Source organism: Mycobacterium sp. 236(2023) (genome assembly GCF_029623955.1).
In the GTDB taxonomy this organism is placed as follows: domain Bacteria; phylum Actinomycetota; class Actinomycetes; order Mycobacteriales; family Mycobacteriaceae; genus Mycobacterium.
Map to the genome: position 1 here is coordinate 493,615 of NZ_JARSBP010000004.1, position 18,920 is coordinate 512,534.

The window sequence follows — 18,920 nt, forward strand, 5'->3', positions numbered from 1 at the left end:
TTAGGTTCCCGCAGCCACCCGACCACTGAGAAGTTCGACGGTCGGTGCGTCGACCAACGCGGTGACCGACAGGTGGATACCGAGCGCGGTATTGATGGCCGCGATCGCGCGCATCGCCGACAGCGAGTCCCCGCCGAGGTCGAAGAAGGACCGGTCGACCCCGACCCGGTCCACGTCGAGTTCCTGCGCGAAGATCGCCGCCAGGATCTTCTGGACCGACGTCTCCGGCGGGCGGTGCGGGCCATCGTGTTCGGTTGCCTGCGTGGTGATCTGGCGCGGGACCGGTTGCTCTGCCGACAGCAGAGGCTGGGTGGGATCGGTGATCATCGCCACCAGTGCCCGCTTGAACTGCTCGACGAGGGCGTCGACGCCGTCCTCGTCGAACACATCCGAGCGATACTGGACGCGAAGGTCCAGTTCGCTTCCGGGGACAGCTTGGATCGTCAACGGGTAGTGGTAGAAGTCGCGGTTGGTGAGTTCGGTGATCGCCAGCCCGTCGACGCCCGACAACTTGGCCGCGTCGGTCGGATAGTTCTCGTAGACGAACACGGTGTCGAACAGTCGCGGCTGACCGGTGAGACGGTGAATTTCGCTGAGCGCCAGGTGTTCATGGTCGAGCGTGCGGTTACGGCTGTTGTGCAGCTGGCCGAGCAGGTCCGCGGTGGTCGTCGTCCCCGACATCGTCGCCCGGACGGGAACGGTGTTGATGAACAGACCGACCATGGAATCGGCGCCGACCACCTCGTCGGGACGGCCCGAGACGACGGCGCCGAAGGCGACATCGCGCGAACCTGTCATACCGCACAACAGCTGCGCCCAGGCGGCCTGCAGGACGACGCTGACGGTGGTCTGGTGCGCACGCGCCAACTCCCCCACCGCCCACGTCGTCTGCTCAGACAGTCGGCGCGAAATGACCTTGCGTGCCACGGGCTGCAGCGAATCTGCCGTGCCGACCAACGTCGGGGTGTCGAAGCCCGACAGCATCTCCCGCCACGTGTGGCGCGCAGCGTCGAGGTCACGCTCGCCCAGCCAGTCGATGAACCTGCGGTAGGGCACGGCGGCGGGCAGCCATTGCCCGTAATAGCCGGCGAAGACCTCGCCGAGCAGTACCGGCAGCGACCAACCGTCGAGCACAATGTGGTGGTTGGTCAGGACGAACCGGTGCTGATCGGGCGCAATACGGATCAGGGCTGCCCGGAATCCCGGCTGGTTCGCCAGGTCGCAGACCGCCGCACGTTCCGCGGCGCACAGCTGCGCCGCCTCGGCCTCGACATCGTGGTCCGGTCCGCTGAGATCGAGGTATTCCCAAGGCACATCGGGATCGCCCGGGATGATCTGGACCGGTTCGTCGTAGCGCCCGCAGAAGCGCGCAACCAGGTTGGGGTGGCGCGCAACCGCCTGAAGTACGGCCTCGCGCAACCGGTGCCGGTCGAGGCGGCCGCTCAGCGTGACGTCGAGTTGCACCGCGTACACGTCGTCCCCGCGGTCGTGGGCGACAACGGAATGGAACAGCAGACCCTGCGCGAGCGGGGTCAACGGCAGGATGTCGGCGACCGAAGCCCTCCGGCACAGGTCGTCGATCTGGTGCTGCGTGAGCCGTGCCGGCGCGATGTCCGATGGTGTCAAGCCGCCACCGCCGCCGCGAACATGCACGCAGATTCCGGTCAGCGCATCGAACCACAACTCGCTCAATCGACTGACCTGTGCGTGATCGAGCGCGGACAACGCCCACGACCAGCCGGCACGCAACCGCGGCCCCGCGTCGGTGTCCACGGTGCCCGCGTTGAGGTCCAGGGTGTGCATCAGTGGCATCGAAATCGCGGCGGCGGCGCCCGTCATCGACCAGCCGTCCTGCCGGATCTCCCAGATGTCGCCCGACACCTCGCTGGACCCGGCGCCGAGCCGCCCCAGATAGTTGAATCCGATTGCGGGATCGGCGTAGTCGAGATCGACGTCGGCGTTGAGGTAGCGCAGCAGGCCGAAAGTCAGCCCGTCCGGCATGGCGCGCAACTGCTCCTTGGCGTCCTTGACGCCGGCGCCGAGGTCCGCATCGCCGGCCAGCACCTGGGCCCACGTCAGACCGTTGCCGATACTCAGCGACACCGGGTACTTGGTGGTGAACCAGCCGACGGTGCGCGACAAGTCGATCGTCTCGCCGATCTCCTCCTGGCGGCCGTGCCCTTCCGCGTCGATGACGATCGGGGCCACGTTGTCTGCGCCGAGCCGTCCGAAGAACTCCGCACACGCCAACCCGAATGCGATCAGCAGGATGTCGTTGATTCCGGCATGGAAGGCGGCGGGCACTTCACCGAGCAGCAGGCGGGTCGTCTCGACGTCGAGTTCCACCGACAAGGCCCCGGCATCGGCGTAGGTGTCGATCTCCGGCTGCACGGGAGGAAGCGGTGCGGGTACCTGCGCGATCTGGCGCCAGGCGTCGGCAACGGCCACCACCTCAGGGGCGTAGGCGTGCCCGGCCAGTACCGATGCCCACCGGCCGAACGACGTCCCCGGCGCAGGCAGTTCGACAGGTTGTCCACCCCGGTGCTGGGCCCACGCGAGGTTGAAATCCTCCAACAGAATTCGCCACGACACCCCGTCGACCACCAGGTGGTGTGCAATCACCACCAGCTGGCTCGCGACCGGCACCCACAGCGCGCTGACCATCTGCCCGGCCGCGGGATCCAGCCGTGAAAGGGTCTTCGCAACAACATCATCCGTCAGCTCGTCGACAGTATGCAGGCGGGTGCGCGCATCCACCGTGCCGGATTCCGGTACGTCGATCGCCCAGCCGTCGTCGCCGTCGCCTACCCGCATCCGCAAGGCGGCGTGACGATCGAGGACGGCCTGCAACACCACGATGACGTCGGCTTCCGTCGCACCGACGGGTGCCTGCACCACCACCGTCTGGTTGAACTTGTCCACCGGTCCCTGTACGTCGTGCAGCCAGCGGATGATCGGGGTCGCCGCCAGGGGGCCGACGCCGTCGTCGCCGTCGTTGTCCGCATCGGTCGCTGTCCTGGCGACCCGGGCGAGCCGGGACACGGTCTGCTCGACGAAGACGTCCCGGGGGCGGCACAGCACTCCCGCGGTCCGGGCACGCGCGACCACCTGCATGGACAGGATGCTGTCGCCGCCGAGTTCGAAGAACGACTCGTCGACCCCGACGCGTCCGAGCCCGAGCACCTGGGCGTAGATGTCGGCCAGGATTTCTTCCACGGCGTTTGCGGGCGCTCGATACGAGTCCACGTCCTGGTACTCGGGCGCAGGCAGAGCCCGCTTGTCGAGCTTGCCGTTGACGGTCAGCGGCATCGCCTCGATCGCGACGACGGCAGCAGGAATCATGTACTCGGGCAGACGATCTGCCAATACTGCGCGCGCCCGGGCCGGGTCAGCGGTGCCGGTGACGTAGCCGACGAGGCGTTTGTCGCCGGGGCGGTCCTCGCGGACGACCACCTCCGCCTGGGTGACCCCGTCGAGTCCGGCCAGCGCGGCCTGGACCTCTCCGAGTTCGATACGGTAGCCGCGGATCTTGACCTGCTCGTCGGCGCGTCCCATGTACCGCAACTCGCCGTCGGGGCCCCAGGCCATCACATCGCCGGTGCGGTACATCCTTTGTCCTGGCTGTCCCGCACTACCGAACGGGCACGCCACGAACCGCGATGCGCTCAGCTCGGACCGGCCGACGTAGCCGTATGCCAATCCTGCACCGGCGACGTACAATTCGCCGGCCACGCCGGGTGCCACCGGCCGCAGGGCGTCGTCGAGTACGAAGAAGCCGAGGTGCGTCAGCGGCACGCCGATGGGGCTCACGGCGTTGGCGACGTCGCCGGTGGTGATCTCGCGGAACGACGCGTGCACCGTCGTCTCGGTGATGCCGTACATGTTGATCAGCCGGGGCGCGTTCGGGTGTGCCTCGAACCATGGCGAAAGGCGTTGCGGTTCCAGCGCTTCGCCGCCGAAGACGACGGCCTCCAGGGTGAGTTCGCGGCTGCGTTCCGGCTGCAGTGCGTCGGCGGCCTGCAACGCATAGAACGCCGACGGGGTCTGGCTCAACACAGTGACCCGTTCGGTGGCGAGCATCGCGTGCAAGTCCTCGGGCGCACGGACCACCTGGTCAGGTACGACGACGAGGCGCCCACCGTAGAGCAGCGGGCCCCAGATCTCCCATACCGAGTAGTCGAAGGCCAGCGAATGGCACTGCGTCCAGACCTGCTGGGCCAGCCCCATATCCGCGTCCAGCGTTTCGAGCAGCCGCGTGACGTTGCGATGAGGAATCGCCACGCCTTTGGGAGTGCCGGTGGTGCCGGAAGTGTAGATGATGTACGCGACCTCGTCGGCTGCCGGTGCGGGCAACGCGGTGACGGGCTGGTCGTCGATCGCGGGGTCATCGCGATCGATGATCGCAATGTCGCGGCCGGCCAAGCGCTCGGCCAGCGTGGCGGTGGTGATCACCGCGACCGGGGCGGCGTCGGTGAGCACGAAATCCATCCGCGCCGGGGGAACCGCCGGGTCGATCGGCACGTAGGCCGCACCCGTCTTGACGATCGCGAGGATCGCGACGACGGCTTCGGCGGTCCGCGGCAGCAGCAGCGCCACATGCTGGCCGGTCCGCACGCCACGTGCGATCAGCAAGTGTGCCAACCGGTTCGACGCCTCATCCAGTTCGCGATATGTCCAGCAACGCTGTCCACAACTCATCGCGGTCGCATCGGGTGTGTGCGCGACCTGCGCGGCGAATGCCGCCGGGATGGCCGGCGCTGCATCGGAGGCGGCCGCGACCTCTGCGACGGCCGCCCGATTGCCCCACTCGTCGAGCCGGGCGTGTTCGGTGACGTCGAGAACGTCCACTGACGAGAGCCGCGCCGACGGATCCGCCGTCATCGCCTCGAGCACGCGCCGGAGCCGGTCGATGAGCGCCTCGATGGTGGAAGGGTCGAACACGTCGGTGCGGAACTCGACGAACCCGCCGATACCGACGGCATCGCCGGTGGTCCCGGTGCGTTCAGCCAGCGAGAACGACAGATCCACCCGGGCCGCTCCCGTGTCGACGGGCAACGACGACACCTCGAGGTCACCGAGTGCCAACCCTGCGGCCGACGCGTCGCCGGTGGATTCTACCGGCAGGTTCTGCCAGGCCAGCATCACCTGGACAAGGGGGTGGTGCGTGAGCGAGCGGGTCGGATTGAGCCGGTCGACAACCACTTCGAACGGCACGTCCTGGTGCTCGTAGGCAGCCAGGCTGCGGGTACGCACCTGATCCAGTACGTCGGCGATGCTGGGGTCGCCGGTGAGGTCCAGCCGCAGGACCAGGGTGTTGACGAAGAAGCCGACCAACCCGTCGAGCGCGGGATCACGGCGCCCCGCAATCGGGAAGCCCACCGCGACATCGGGACTCGCGCTCAGCTTCGACAGCAACACGGCCAGGGCGGCCTGCACCACCATGAAACTCGTCCCGCTGTGCTCGCGCGCGATCCGCGCCACCGCGCGCTGCAACTCGACCGGCCAGTCCACGGGGATCGTCGCGCCCCGCTGATCGGCCACCGGCGGGTAGGGGCGGTCGGTCGGCAAGGCCAACCGCTCCGGCATGCCCGTGAGGGCCTTCTCCCAGTAGCCGAGTTGTGCGGCGATCCGGCTTCCGGTGTCGGTCAGTTCGCCGAACTGTGCCCTCTGCCAGAGTGTGTAGTCGACGTACTGCACCGCGAGGTCGTCCCAGTCGGGGGGCCTGCCCGCCGACCGGCTGGAGTACGCGACTCCGAGATCGGCGACCAGTGGTCCGATCGACCAGCCGTCCGCGGCGATGTGGTGGACCACGGCCACCCACACGTGTTCGTCGTCGCCGACCCGGAAAAGCTGTGACCGCAAGGGGATCTCGGAGGCCAGATCGAAGCACTGCAGTGCGATCCCCTCGATGGCGCGCTGCAACTCGGCGGCCGGCCATCCGGTGGCGTCGACGACCTGCCAGCCGAAATCGGCCTGCTCGGGTGTGACGACGAGCTGCTGGGGGACGCCTTCGGGCGCGGCGAACAACGTGCGCAGGCTTTCGTGCCTGCCGACCACGTCGGACAGTGCAGCACCCAGCATGTCGGCGTCCAGGGCGCCACGTAGCCGCAACGCCACCGCCAGGTTGTATGTCGGTGACGGACCTTGCAGTTGGTCGATGAACCACAGCCTGCTCTGCGCGAACGACAGCGGGATGACTGCCGGCCGCTGCTGGGTGACCAGAGGTTCGAGCAGGCCTTCCGCGGCGCCGATGCGGGGCGCCAGCGCCGCCACCGTCGGGGCCTCGAACACGGTGCGTACCGCAAGCGCGGCGCCCATGCCCGCGTTCACCGCGGCGATCAGGCGCATGGCCGACAGCGAATCGCCGCCGAGGTCGAAGAACGAGTCGTCGACGCCGACCCGCTCGACGCCCAGCACCTGGGCGAAGATGCCTGCCAACACCTCTTCGGTGAGAGTGGATGGCGCGCGGTAGTTTTCGATGTCCTGGTAGTCGGGTGCGGGCAGTGCCTGCCGGTCGAGCTTGCCGCTGACCGTCAACGGTAGCGCGGGCAGGGACAGGACCGCCGCCGGGACCATGTAGGCGGGGAGCCGTTCCGACAGCGCGGCGCGAGCCTTGACCGGATCGGCGATGCCGGTGATGTAGCCGACGAGGCGTGGGTCGCCAGGGCTGTCTTCGCGCGCGATCACCACCGCGTGTTCGACCCCGTCCACGCCGGCCAGCACGGCCTGAACCTCGCCGGGCTCGATGCGGTACCCGCGGATCTTGACCTGCTCGTCGGCGCGGCCGACGTACTGCAGCTGGCCGTCGGCGCGCCACCGCACCAGATCCCCTGTGCGATACATTCTGGCGCCGGATCCACCGAACGGGCACGCCACGAAGCGCGAGGCCGTCATGGCAGTGCGGTTGATGTAGCCGACGCCGACTCCGCGGCCGGCCACGTACAGCTCTCCGACCACGCCCTCGGGCACCGGGTTCAACCGTTCGTCGAGGACGAACAACGCCGCGGTGGGCGGCGGGGCGCCGATCGGCACGTCGGCCCCTACCTGCAGGGGTGCGCTCATCGACGCGTACACCGTGATCTCGGTGGGGCCGTAGGCGTTGATCACCACCCGGCCGGGAGCCCACTGTTCCACCACCTCGGGCGGGCAGGCCTCGCCGCCGAGCAGCAGTGCCACCGACTCGAGCCCTTCGGGACGCAGGGCGGCCACCGCCGACGGCGTCTGCGTCAGGACGTTGACCCCTTCCCCCACCATCAGTGCGTGGAACTCGTCGGGGGCGCGGACGACCGCATCGGGGACGACCACCAGCCGCCCGCCGCCCAGGAGTGCCGCCCAGATTTCCCATACCGAGAAGTCGAAAGCATAGGAATGGCACTGAGTCCACACCTGCTGCGCAGAAAGGCCTTTCGGTGGTGAGTCCGCCAGGTGCGCGAGGTTGCGATGGGTGAGGGCGACACCCTTGGGTGTGCCGGTGGTGCCCGATGTGTAGATCAGGTACGCGATGTCATCGGCCGACGGCGCGGGCGGGGTTGTGACCGGCTGGGCACCGAGCGCGGCGACGACTGCGGGATCGCTGATATCGATCACCGGCAGGCCGTGCACGTCGACGCGTGACCGCAGGTGCGCCGCCGTGACGACGGCTACGGGTGCGGCGTCGGCCAGCATGAACCCGACGCGGGAGTCCGGCAGCGCCGGGTCGATCGCGAGGTAGGCCGCGCCGGCTTTGAGGACCGCGAGCATCGCCACGACGGCCTCGGCGGAACGGTCCAGCAGCAGCGCCACGCACGCACCGGTACGCACCCCGTCTTCGATCAGTTTGTGCGCCAGGCGATTTGCGCCGTCGTCGAGGTCCCGGTAGGTCAAGGACCTGCCTTCGAAGCTGATCGCGACCGCGTCGGGGGACGCGGCCACCCTGGCGGCGAGCAACTCGGGGACAGACACCGGTGCGGGCTGCGGCGTGGTGAGTACCGCCCGGTTGCCGATGTCGTCGAGACGCGCCTGTTCGGCGACGTCGAGTAGGGCGACCGACGAGAGCCGCTGTGTCGGGTCGGCGGTCATGGCTTCGACCACGCGCCGCAGCCGCTCGATGAGCATGTCGATACTGGCGGCGTCGAAGACGTCGGTGCGGAACTCTACGACGCCGCCGAAACCCGCGGGTTCACCGGTGCGGGTCCAACGTTCGAGCATCGAGAACGCCAGATCGACCCGAGCGGTGTGGGTGTCGAGCTGAAGCTGGTTGACCTGAAGGTCGCCCAGAGCCATGGCGACCTGGTCACTGGCCTCTGCAGGCATGCTGCGCCAGTCGAGCATCACCTGGACGAGGGGGTGGTGGGTCAGCGACCGCGTGGGGCTGAGTCGGTCGACCACCACTTCGAAGGGGACGTCCTGGTTTTCATAGGCGGCCAGCGAACGCTGCCGCACCTGGGCCAGCAGTTCGGCGACGGTGGGGTCGCCGTCCAGATCGACGCGCAGCACCAGGGTGTTGACGAAGAAGCCCACCAGGTCGTCGAGTGCGGGATCGCGACGCCCGCCGATCGGGAAGCCCACCGCGACATCGGTACTCGCGCTGAGTTTGGACAGCACCACGGCCAGGGCCGCCTGCAACAGCATGAAGACGGTCGCGTTGTTCTCACGGGCCACCCGCGTGATCTGCTGCTGCAGGTCTGTGTCCCAGAAGAAGGAGGTGTTCGCGCCGCGCTGATCGGCGACAGGTGGGTAGGGCCGGTCTGTCGGCAGCTGCAGGCGTTCCGGCATCCCTGCCAGGGCGCGCTGCCAATAGGCCAATTGCGCGGCGATCAGACTGTCCGCGTCGTTGAGGTCACCGAACTGTGCCCGCTGCCACAGCGTGTAGTCGACGTACTGCACCGGCAATTCGGCCCACATGGGCGCGATCCCGGCGAGCCTGCACAGGTAGGCCACGCCGAGGTCCTTCACGAGCGGCCCGACCGACAGGCCGTCTGCGGCGATGTGGTGAGCGACCGCGACGACGACGTGGTCGTCGTCGCTGACGCGGAAAAGTCTTGCCTGCATGGGTATCTCGGAGGAGAGATCGAACGGGTGGCGCGCCACGTCGCCGACCGCCTCGTTCAGCCGCGTCTCCGACCAGCCGGTGGCATCGATGATCGCCCAGCCGAAATCGGCTTCCTCGGCAGGCACCACGAGTTGGCGCGGGATTCCGCCGGGGGCCGAGAATTGCGTGCGGAGGCTTTCGTGCCTGCCGACGACGTCGGCGAGCGCGGCGCCCAGCACCTCGACGTTCAACTGGCCGTGCAGCCGCAGCGCCACCGGCATGTTGTAGGTCGGTGACGGACCCTGTAATTGGTCGAGGAACCACAGCCGGTTCTGCGAGAACGACAGCGGAATCACGGAGGGTCGTTCCATCGCCGTCAGCGGCTCCAGGGCGCTCTCGTCGCCTCCGATGCGCGGCGCGAGCTGCGCGACTGTCGGGGCTTCGAACAGTGTCCGCACCGAAAGCCCGGCGCCCAGACCGGTGTTGACCGCGGCGATGAGCCGCATCGCGGACAGGGAATCGCCGCCGAGTTCGAAGAACGAGTCGTCCACGCCCACCCGCTCGACGTCGAGCACCCGGGCATAGATGCCAGCCAGAATTTCCTCGACCGCGGTCGAGGGAGCGCGGTAGCTGTCGGTGTCCTGGTATTCGGGTGCAGGCAGGGCGCGCCGGTCCAACTTGCCGTTCACCGTCAAAGGCAGCGCGTCGACGACGAGAATCGCGGTCGGAACCATGTATTCGGGCAGTCTTTCGGCCAGCGCGGAACGCAGTGCTGCCGGGTCGGCGTGCCCGGTGATGTAGCCCACCAGTCGCTTGTCTCCGGGGCGGTCCTCGCGGGCGATCACCACCGCCTGCTCCACCCCGTCGAGATCGGCGAGTATCGCCCGTACTTCGCCCAACTCGATGCGATATCCGCGGATCTTGACCTGTTCGTCGGCGCGGCCCACGTACCGCAATTCACCGTCAATGCCCCACCACACGAGATCGCCTGTGCGGTACATGCGCTGACCCGATTCGCCGGCGAACGGACACGCGACGAACCGCGACGAGGACAGGCCCGGACGTCGCCAATACCCGAGGCCTGTCTGCGGCCCTGCGACATACAACTCGCCGACCACACCGGCGGGAACCGGCCGCAGCCACCGGTCGAGTACGAAGAAGGCAAGGTCGGCGAGTGGTCCGCCGACGGGGCTGACATCGACGCCGGCGTCGCTTGCCAGGATCTCCCGGAACGATGCGTGGACCGTCGTCTCGGTGGTGCCGTACAGGTTGTACAGCCGCGGCTTCTCGGGGTGGTTGTCCAACCATGTCCGGATGCGTTGTGGTTCAAGCGCTTCGCCGGCGAAGATCACCGCGTTGAGCGCCAGTCGGCGGCTGACGTCGGGAGCGAGCGTATCCGCGGTCTGCAGTGCGTAGAACCCTGACGGTGTCTGGCTCAGGACGGTGACTGCTTCGGCGGCGAGCAGGGCGTGGAAGTCTTCCGGTGCGCGTGCCACCGACTCGGGTACGACGACCAGGCGCCCGCCGTACAGGAGTGCACCCCACATCTCGCAGACCGAGACGTCGAACGCCAACGAGTGCCACTGGGACCACACCTGGTCGGCCATCGCCATGTGGGCGTTCATCGCGTCGAGTAGCTGCGTGACGTTGTCGTGGGTGATGGCGACGCCCTTGGGAACACCGGTGGTTCCCGAGGTGTAGATCAGGTAGGCGACGTCGTCGGGGGCGGGCCCGAACAGTGGCGTGCGGTGCGCGCTCGGGGCGGTCGGTTCGACGATCCTGTGCGCGTCGATGATACGCAGATTCTGTCCGGCCAGGCGCTCCGCCAGTTCGGTCGTGGTGATCGCGACGGTCGGTGCGGCGTCGTCGAGTACCAGCTGCATACGCGCCGACGGGGCGGCCGGATCGATCGGCACGTAGGCCGCCCCGGTCTTCAGGACCGCCAGGATCGCGACGATCGCCTCGGCGCAGCGCGGCAGCAACAGCGCGACCCGCAAACCCGCACCGATGCCGTTGTCGCTCAACAGATGTGCGAACTGTGTCGATACGTCGTCGAGCTCTCGGTAGCTCCAGGACCGCTCACCCCATGTCAGCGCCGGCGCGTCCGGGTCGCGGGCCACCTGCGCGGCGAACAACGCCGGAATCGAGGCGGGCACCGGCGAGGCTTGTGTCAGCGCTGCCCGGTTGCTCCACCGCGCGAGGCGGTCCCTCTCCCCCGTGTCGAGGAGGTCGACCGACGACAGCGGGCGGTTCGGGTCGGCGGTCATCGCCGTCAGCGCGGTCGTGAATCGTTCGATCAGTCCGTCGATGTCCGCCGAATCGAAGACGTCGGTGTCGTACTCGACGCGCAGCCGCAGTTCGTCGCCGGGCACCGCTTGAACGGCCACCGGGTAATGGTTGTATTCGCGATGCGAGAAATCGGAAACCGTCAATCCGTCGTCGCCCGACAGCGACGCGGCGTCGATCGGATAGTTCTCGTAGACGAAGAACGTGTCGAAAAGATGGTCCTGACCGGTGATCCGGTGCATCTCGCCGAGAGCCAGATGTTGGTGATCGAGGGTCTGCGTGTAGGAGTCCTGCAACTGTTCGAGCAGACCCGCCGCGGTGGTCGCCGAGGTGATACTCGCCCGCACGGGCACGGTGTTGATCAACAGACCCACGATCGCATCTGCGCCGAACACCTCGGCGGGCCGTCCCGAAACCGTTGTGCCGAAGGCGACGTCGTCATGTCCGGTCATCGACATCAACAGCTGTGTCCAGGCGGCATGCAGCACGGTGCTGACTGTGGTGTGGCTGGACCGTGCGAGTTCGCCGAGTTCCGTGGTGGTCTGTTCGGATATCTGGTAGGACGCGACTTCTCGACGTCCCGGCCTCACCTGGCCGGGCGGCCCCACCAAGGTGGGGGTGTCGAAACCGGCGAGCGTCTGCGCCCACGCGGCGCGGGCAGCGTCGAGGTCACGGCCGGCCAGCCAGCTGAGGAATCGCCGGTACGGCACGGGCGGTGGCAGCCGTTGCCCGTAGTAGCTGGCGAACAACTCCCCCAGCAGCAGCGGCAACGACCAGCCGTCGAGCACGATGTGATGGTCGGTCAGCACCAACTGGTGTTGGTCGGCACCGGTGCGGATCAGCGCCGCACGGAAGGCGGGCTGATCGGCGAGGTGGCAGACCGCGACGCGCTCTTCGGCGCACACCTGCGCGATCTGCTCATCGCGGTGGGCGTCATCGGTGCGCAGGTCGACGTACCGCCACGGGGCGACGGGATCGGCCGGAATGACCTGCACCGGTTCGGCGAACTGCTGGGAGAACCGGGCCGCGAGGTTCGGATGCCGTTGCACCACAGTCTGAACGGCGCTCTGGAGCCGACCGGGATCCAGCGGACCGCTCAGCGTGATGTAGAGCTGAACGGCATAGACGTCGTCGTCGTCATCCGCGGTCGTGGCCAGGAACAGCAGCCCCTGCTGCAAGGACGTCAGGGGCAGGACATCAGCTATCCGCATATTGCCGCTGAAGCTCGTCGATCTGCTGCTGGCTCAGGCCCACTGCGATGTCCGAGGGAGTCAATCCGCCTCCGCCGTCCTGCACGTGGGTGCAGATCCCGGTCAGTGCGTCGAACCACAACTGGCCCAACCGGTTCACCTGCGCCTGGTTGAGAACCGAGGTGGCCCACGTCCATCCGGCACGCAGACGCGGTCCGGTGCCGGTGTCGACGGTGCCCGCGTTGAGTTCGAGGGTGTGTGGCAGCGGCAGAGGTATCGCGGCGGCGACCTCGGTGACAGACCAGCCGTCCTGGCGGATCTGCCAGACACCGTCGGCAGCATCTGCCGCCGTGACACCTTGTCGCCCAAGGTAGTTGAACGCGATCGACGGGTCGTCGCCGTCGAGATCCACATCGTGGTTCAGGTAGCGCAGCGCGCCGTAGTTCAGACCGTCGGGCTGCGTCCGCAGTTGCTCTTTGGCGTCTTTGATGACCGCACCCAGCCGCGGGTCGCCGGAGATCACCTGGGTCCAGGTGAGCCCGCCGACCGTCAACGCCACCGGATACTTCGTGGTGAACCAGCCGACCGTGCGCGACAGGTCGATGACATCTCCGTCCCCGACGTCGCACAGTTCGTCGTCGCGCCCGTGGCCCTCGACGTCGACGCTCAGTGTTGGGGAACCGAAGAATTCGGAGCAGGCCAGCCCGAAGGCGATCAGCAGCATTTCGTGGATCCCGGCGTGGAACGCCGCCGGGACCTCCCCGAGCAACAGCTGCGTCGTCTCGACATCCAGATCCATCGACAAGTTTCCCGCGGTGGCGTAGGTGTCCGCCTCAGGGCATGCGGAGGGCAGAACTGCGGGCGTCGACGCGATCTGCCGCCACACATCGGCCTGGTCGACGACATCGGGGCGGTGCGCGTGATCGGTCAGGATCGACGCCCACCGGGTGAACGACGTGCCGGATTGAGGCAGCATCACCTGGTGACCCGTGCAGCGCTGGGTCCACGCAAGGTTGAGATCTTCCAACAGGATTCGCCACGACACCCCGTCGACGACGAGATGATGCGCGACGACGGCCAGCTGGCCGGTCGGAGCGACCCATACGGCGCTGAGCATTACACCTGCGGTGGGGTCGAGCCGCGTTCGCGCAGCGACGATCTCGTCGTCGGTCAGCACGTCGACCGTGTGCACGCGGTGCCCGGCATCCACCGATCCGGGTTCGGGGACCGTCATCAGCGACCGGTCGTCGCTGACCTGCAGTCGCAGCATCGGGTGCCGATCGAGCAGGGCTTGCAACAATGCCACCACGTCGGCCTCGGTCACCCCGACCGGCGCCTGCAGGACGACCGTCTGATTGAACTGTTCGACCGGTCCCTGCATCTGCTGCAGCCAGCCGACGATCGGCGTGGCGGGCACCGGTCCGGTGCCGTCATCGTCGACGGCCCCGGAATCGGCGTCGGCTACGCGCGCCACCCGGGCCAGCCGGGCCACCGTCTGCTCGGCGAAAACGTCTCGGGGACGGCACAACACGCCTGCCGCGCGCGCCCGCGCGACCACCTGCATCGACAGGATGCTGTCGCCGCCGAGTTCGAAGAACGACTCGTCGACGCCGACCTTGTTCAGACCGAGTACCTGGGCATAGATGCCCGCCAGGATCTCTTCCACCGCGTCGGCGGGTGCCTGGTAGCCCTCGGCGTCCTGGTATTCGGGTGCGGGCAGCGCGCGGGTGTCGAGTTTTCCGTTGACGGTCAACGGGATTGCGTCGATCACCACGATGGCCGTCGGCACCATGTAGGACGGCAGCCGCTCGGCGAGTTCGGCTCGCAGGGTCGCGGGGTCGGCAGATCCGGTCACGTAGCCCACGAGACGCTTGTCGCCGGGACGGTCCTCGCGCGCGATCACCTCGGCCTGCTCGACCCCGGGGAGCCCGGCCAGCGCGGCCTGGATCTCCCCCAGTTCGATGCGATAGCCGCGGATCTTGACCTGTTCGTCGGCACGCCCCACATAGCGGAGTTGACCGTCGGCGCCCCAGGCCATCACGTCGCCGGTGCGGTACATGCGTTCGCCCGGGGCCCCGAACGGGCATGCCACGAATCGCGTCGCACTCAACCCGGCGCGCCCGACGTAACCCTCGGCGACGCCCGCGCCGGCCACGTACAGCTCCCCGACGACTCCGGCCGGCACCGGCTGGAGCCAGTCGTCGAGCACGAAGAAGGCGAGGTGGTCCAGCGGTACCCCGATGGGGCTGACGGTGAATTCGAGGTCGGCCGCCACGATCTCGCGGAACGACGCATGCACCGTCGTCTCGGTGATGCCGTACATGTTGATCATCCGTGGGGACTGCGGGTGCGCAGCGAACCACGGTGCGAGCCGGTGCGGTTCGAGCGCTTCGCCGCCGAACACGACGGCTTCGAGCGCGAGCTTCTCACCCATCTCCGGCGCGAGCATGTCGGCGGCCTGTAGTGCGTAGAAGGCCGACGGTGTCTGGCTCAGCACGGAGACCTGCTCGGCAGCCAGCAGTGCGTGGAACTCCTCCGGTGAGCGGACCACGTGGTCGGGCACCACGACGACGCGTCCACCGAAGAGCAGTGCACCCCAGATCTCCCACACCGAGAAATCGAAGGCCAGCGAATGGCATTGCGACCACACCTGACCCGCCAGGCCCATGTCGGCGTCGAGCGTGTTCAGTAGCCGGGCGACGTTGCGATGCGGGATCGCCACACCCTTGGGGGTGCCGGTGGTCCCCGAGGTGTAGATGATGTACGCGATTTCGTCGGAACCCACCGACGGCATGGCAGTGTCGGAGCTGCCTGCGTCCGCGGCGGCTGCGATATCCAGAACCAGGAGTTCGCGTCCGGCAAGGTTTCCCGCGAGCTCAGCGGTCGTGATCACAGCGGTCGGGGCGGCATCGGTCAGGACGAATTCCCGGCGCGACTCCGGCACAGACGGATCGACAGGTACGTACGTCGCGCCGGTCTTGGTGACTGCCACCATCGCCACGATCGCCTCGGCTGTCCGCGGCAGCAGCAGCGCCACCCGCTGACCGGGGCCTACGCCCTTGTCGACGAGCGTGTGGGCCACTCGGTTCGCGGCCTCGTCGAGATCCCGGTACGTCAGCGACTGATCCTCGAAGCTCACCGCCAGCGCATCGGGTGTGCGCGCGACCTGTTCGGCGAACAGTGCCGGAATAGCGGCCGGGCCCGACGACGGCGTCTCGGCGGTGCGCGTCAGCGCAGATCGATTGCCCCACGCCTGGACTCGCGTCAGCTCGTCGGCGTCGACCACATCGATGGACGACATCCGGCGCGCCGGATTCGCGGCCATCGCCATGAGCACCCGCTCCAGTCGCCTGGCCAAGCCGGGCACATCGGAGTTCGAGAACAGCTGTCCCGCACCCAATGTGCTCAGGTAGAGGTCGTCACCGGCGCCGGAGAAGACGAGCCCGAAGCCACCGACGAAACCGGAATTGGTCATCGACGCCGTGGCCGCGACCCCGCCGAAGTCCAGTGAGAAGGCATGTGGGAGGAAGTCGATGACGACTCGGTCGGCGCGCTGCTCTGCGCCGCCGTTCTTGCGCTCAAGGGCGTGCACCGGGAACCTCTGATGTTGCAACGCTTCCCGGATGCGCGTGTCGACATGCTCACAGAACGCGGTGACCGTCGATCCGGCCGAGGCGGTCAGCACCAACGGCGCCACGCCGGCCACCATCGCGGGCAGGGTCTTCGACTCAGGCCGGACGCGCCTGCTGACGGGGAAGTCGAGCACCACCTCGCCACCCTGTGCGGACTGGCCGCGCAGCATGACCGCGCATGCAGCCGTGATGACCGATGCGCGCGGCATGTTCCACACGTGTGCCAACTCCTGAACGCGGCGCATGACCGCCGGGTCCAGTTGTACGGGGGTCGACAGGCGATTCGGGTCGTGCTGGTCGATGGACTGCGGCAACCGGCTCGTCGGTGCGCTCTGCGCGGGAAGGTTTCTCGTCCAGTAGCTCTCGTCCTCGTGGTAGTCCCCCGAGGTCTCGTAGTCCGATTCGCAGTCGACCAAGTCCTTCAGCGAGCCGAAAAACGCTGCGGGGACGGGTTCTCCGGCGACGATCGCCGAATAGACCGACGCGATTCTGTTGCCGATCAACCCGAGCCCCGCGCCGTCGGTGACGATGTGGTGGAAACATCCGAACAGGCAGTACTCGTCGAACCCGGTTTCGAAAAGCGCGAAACGGAAGAGCGGTCCGGTGAAATCCAACGGTGTCTGTTGCATCTGCAACGCCATCGCCTGGGCTTCGGCCACGGGGTCCGGCGCGTCGCTCACATCGTGGAATTCCAGCTCGACGTCCGGATATTCGACCGCCGTTTGATAGACCTGGCCGTCCACTTCCGTGATGGCAACCCTGACGGTTTCGGCTTCGCCGATGACTCGGCTGATGGCCCATTCGAGCGCGTCGCGTTCGACGGCACCTTCAATGCGCACCAGAAGCCCGAATTGCCACTCCGCACCGAAGTGGCCCATCTCCTGCTCAAGCCAGATGTCCAACTGCGCGCGCGTCAGCGGATATCCGTGGGCGCCCTGTTCTCGCTGGCGTTCTTTCTGACGTTCCATTCGACGCAACCGACCTTTACGCTCGACTCCCGCCGGCCGACAACCTTTCGCGCAGGGTCCTCGGCCGGATGTCCGTCCAGTTCTGTTCGATGTAGTCGAGACAGTCGGCACGATCCGCTTCGCCGTGGACCACTCGCCAGCCGGCAGGAATGTCGGCGAAGGTCGGCCACAGGCTGTGTTGCTCCTCGTCGTTGACCAGGACGAAGAAGCTGCCCTTGTCGTCGTCGAACGGATTGATGCTCAACATTTCTCCAGGAAGTTAATTGACGTACCTGTAATAGTTGCTAGACATTACTGGCTGCTGTGACCTCTGTCACTTGCTGTGATCCTTGTCACCTGGCTTTTCGTTCGCTGCTCGTCCTGCAGCTATTCGTTGATCGGATCTTTGACTGTGTCGACGCGCCGTTTTCAGATGTAGCGGTACACCGAGTCACCGGCGGGCTGTGCTGGATGTACTTACGCAACCGATGGTAGCGGAGGATCTCCTAAAAATGACGCAGTTGATTATTTTGGGTGGCGTCGAGCTAACAAGCTGCCATGGTCGGCAAGGGCGGAGTTGCGCCTCAGCCGACACGCTGGACGAGCGCGAAATTTTCCAGGAGTTCAGCGGTGTACGCAGCGCTTATTTCGGGATCGGTGATCCGGGTGGCGAGATCTCGGGCCCTCGCGACGTAAGGCGGCGCGAGGATGGTGCGCAGATCCGCCACGAGCGACGCCTCGTCGGCGGTCGAGAAGCGCCGCGCCGTTCCGACTCTCAGACGCTTGACTGCGGCTCCATAGATCGCGTGGACCATGTCCCAGTAGAGGATCAGCTGCGGCACGCCGGCGCGCATTCCGATGGGGGTCGTACTGGATCCGCCGTGATGAACCAGTGCTCGGCATTTCGGGAATATCACCGGGTAATTCAGGGTGCCGACCACCTTGACATGCTCATCGAGCGGAAGTTTGCTGAAATTCGTCCCAGCTGCACCGATGAGCGCGCGTTCGCCTAGCTGGGCGCAGGCGGAGCTGATCATCGCGATGGTGTCCGCGGGCGATTCCACCGGGATGCTGCCGAACCCGAAGTAGATCGGCGGTGTGCCCACGTCGATCCACTCCGAGACCTCCGCGTCGGTGTCGGTCGCCAGCCCCAGCGTGAGCGTTCCGACGAACGGCCGTTGCGGGCTCAGATGCGTCCACTCCGCCGCCAGCCCGGGAAAGCAGGCCTCGTCGTATGCCTGGATCTCCAACGATCCACGTTCGGTGATCCGCCGCGGCGCCGAGCCCGTCGACTCCGGCAGCCCGAGCTCGCGACGCTGCGTGTCCTCGACCTTCTTCGTCACCCGCCACGACACCCACCAGAACGCCCGCACCGCGGCGCGGCTCAGCGACGCCGGCAGCGATGTCAGAACGACGCCGTTGGGCCGCAGCGGGAAATAGTGCAGCGTCGCCAACGGAATGTCGTAGTGCTCAGCGACATTGGCGGCGGCATCTTCGAAGTTGATGCCCGTGAAGATCGCGTCTGCGCCGTCGGCCAACGACATCAGCGTGGTGCTCATGTCCTGCCAGCCTTTGAGCAGGGGACCCGCGATCTCCACCCTCGCCTTGGCCATCCGTCGCACCTTCCAGGGACTGCGGAAGAAGCAGGTCCAGAAATCGCGGTGCGCATCCAGGATGGATGCCGAATCGGGACCGAAGCCGACGGACGGAATGCCCGCTGCCTCGGTGAAGCCGACCAGGTCGGGTGGCACGGCGATGTGCACGTCGTGGCCTCGCCGGATCAGCTCGCGGCCGACGGCGGCAGACGGCTCGATGTCGCCGCGGCTCCCCCACGTCGCCAGTACGAATTTCATCG

General features: G+C 67.3%; 2 protein-coding genes and 1 pseudogene. All 3 read right to left on the reverse strand.

Going from position 1 to position 18,920, the window contains the following annotated elements; translation table 11 throughout:
* Nucleotides 1-17,035 (reverse strand): annotated as a pseudogene (locus P9A17_RS19370) (amino acid adenylation domain-containing protein); the annotation flags it as partial.
* A 67-nt stretch (nucleotides 17,036-17,102) separates the two neighbouring features.
* Nucleotides 17,103-17,330: an MbtH family protein gene (locus tag P9A17_RS19380; RefSeq protein WP_278040589.1), complete on the reverse strand. Its 228-nt coding sequence runs from the start codon at nucleotides 17,328-17,330 to the stop codon at nucleotides 17,103-17,105.
* 319 nt (nucleotides 17,331-17,649) lie between these two features.
* Complete coding sequence (locus P9A17_RS19385; protein ID WP_278040321.1) at nucleotides 17,650-18,918, reverse strand: glycosyltransferase; 1,269 nt, start codon at nucleotides 18,916-18,918, stop codon at nucleotides 17,650-17,652.
* Nucleotides 18,919-18,920: the final 2 nt, after the last annotated feature.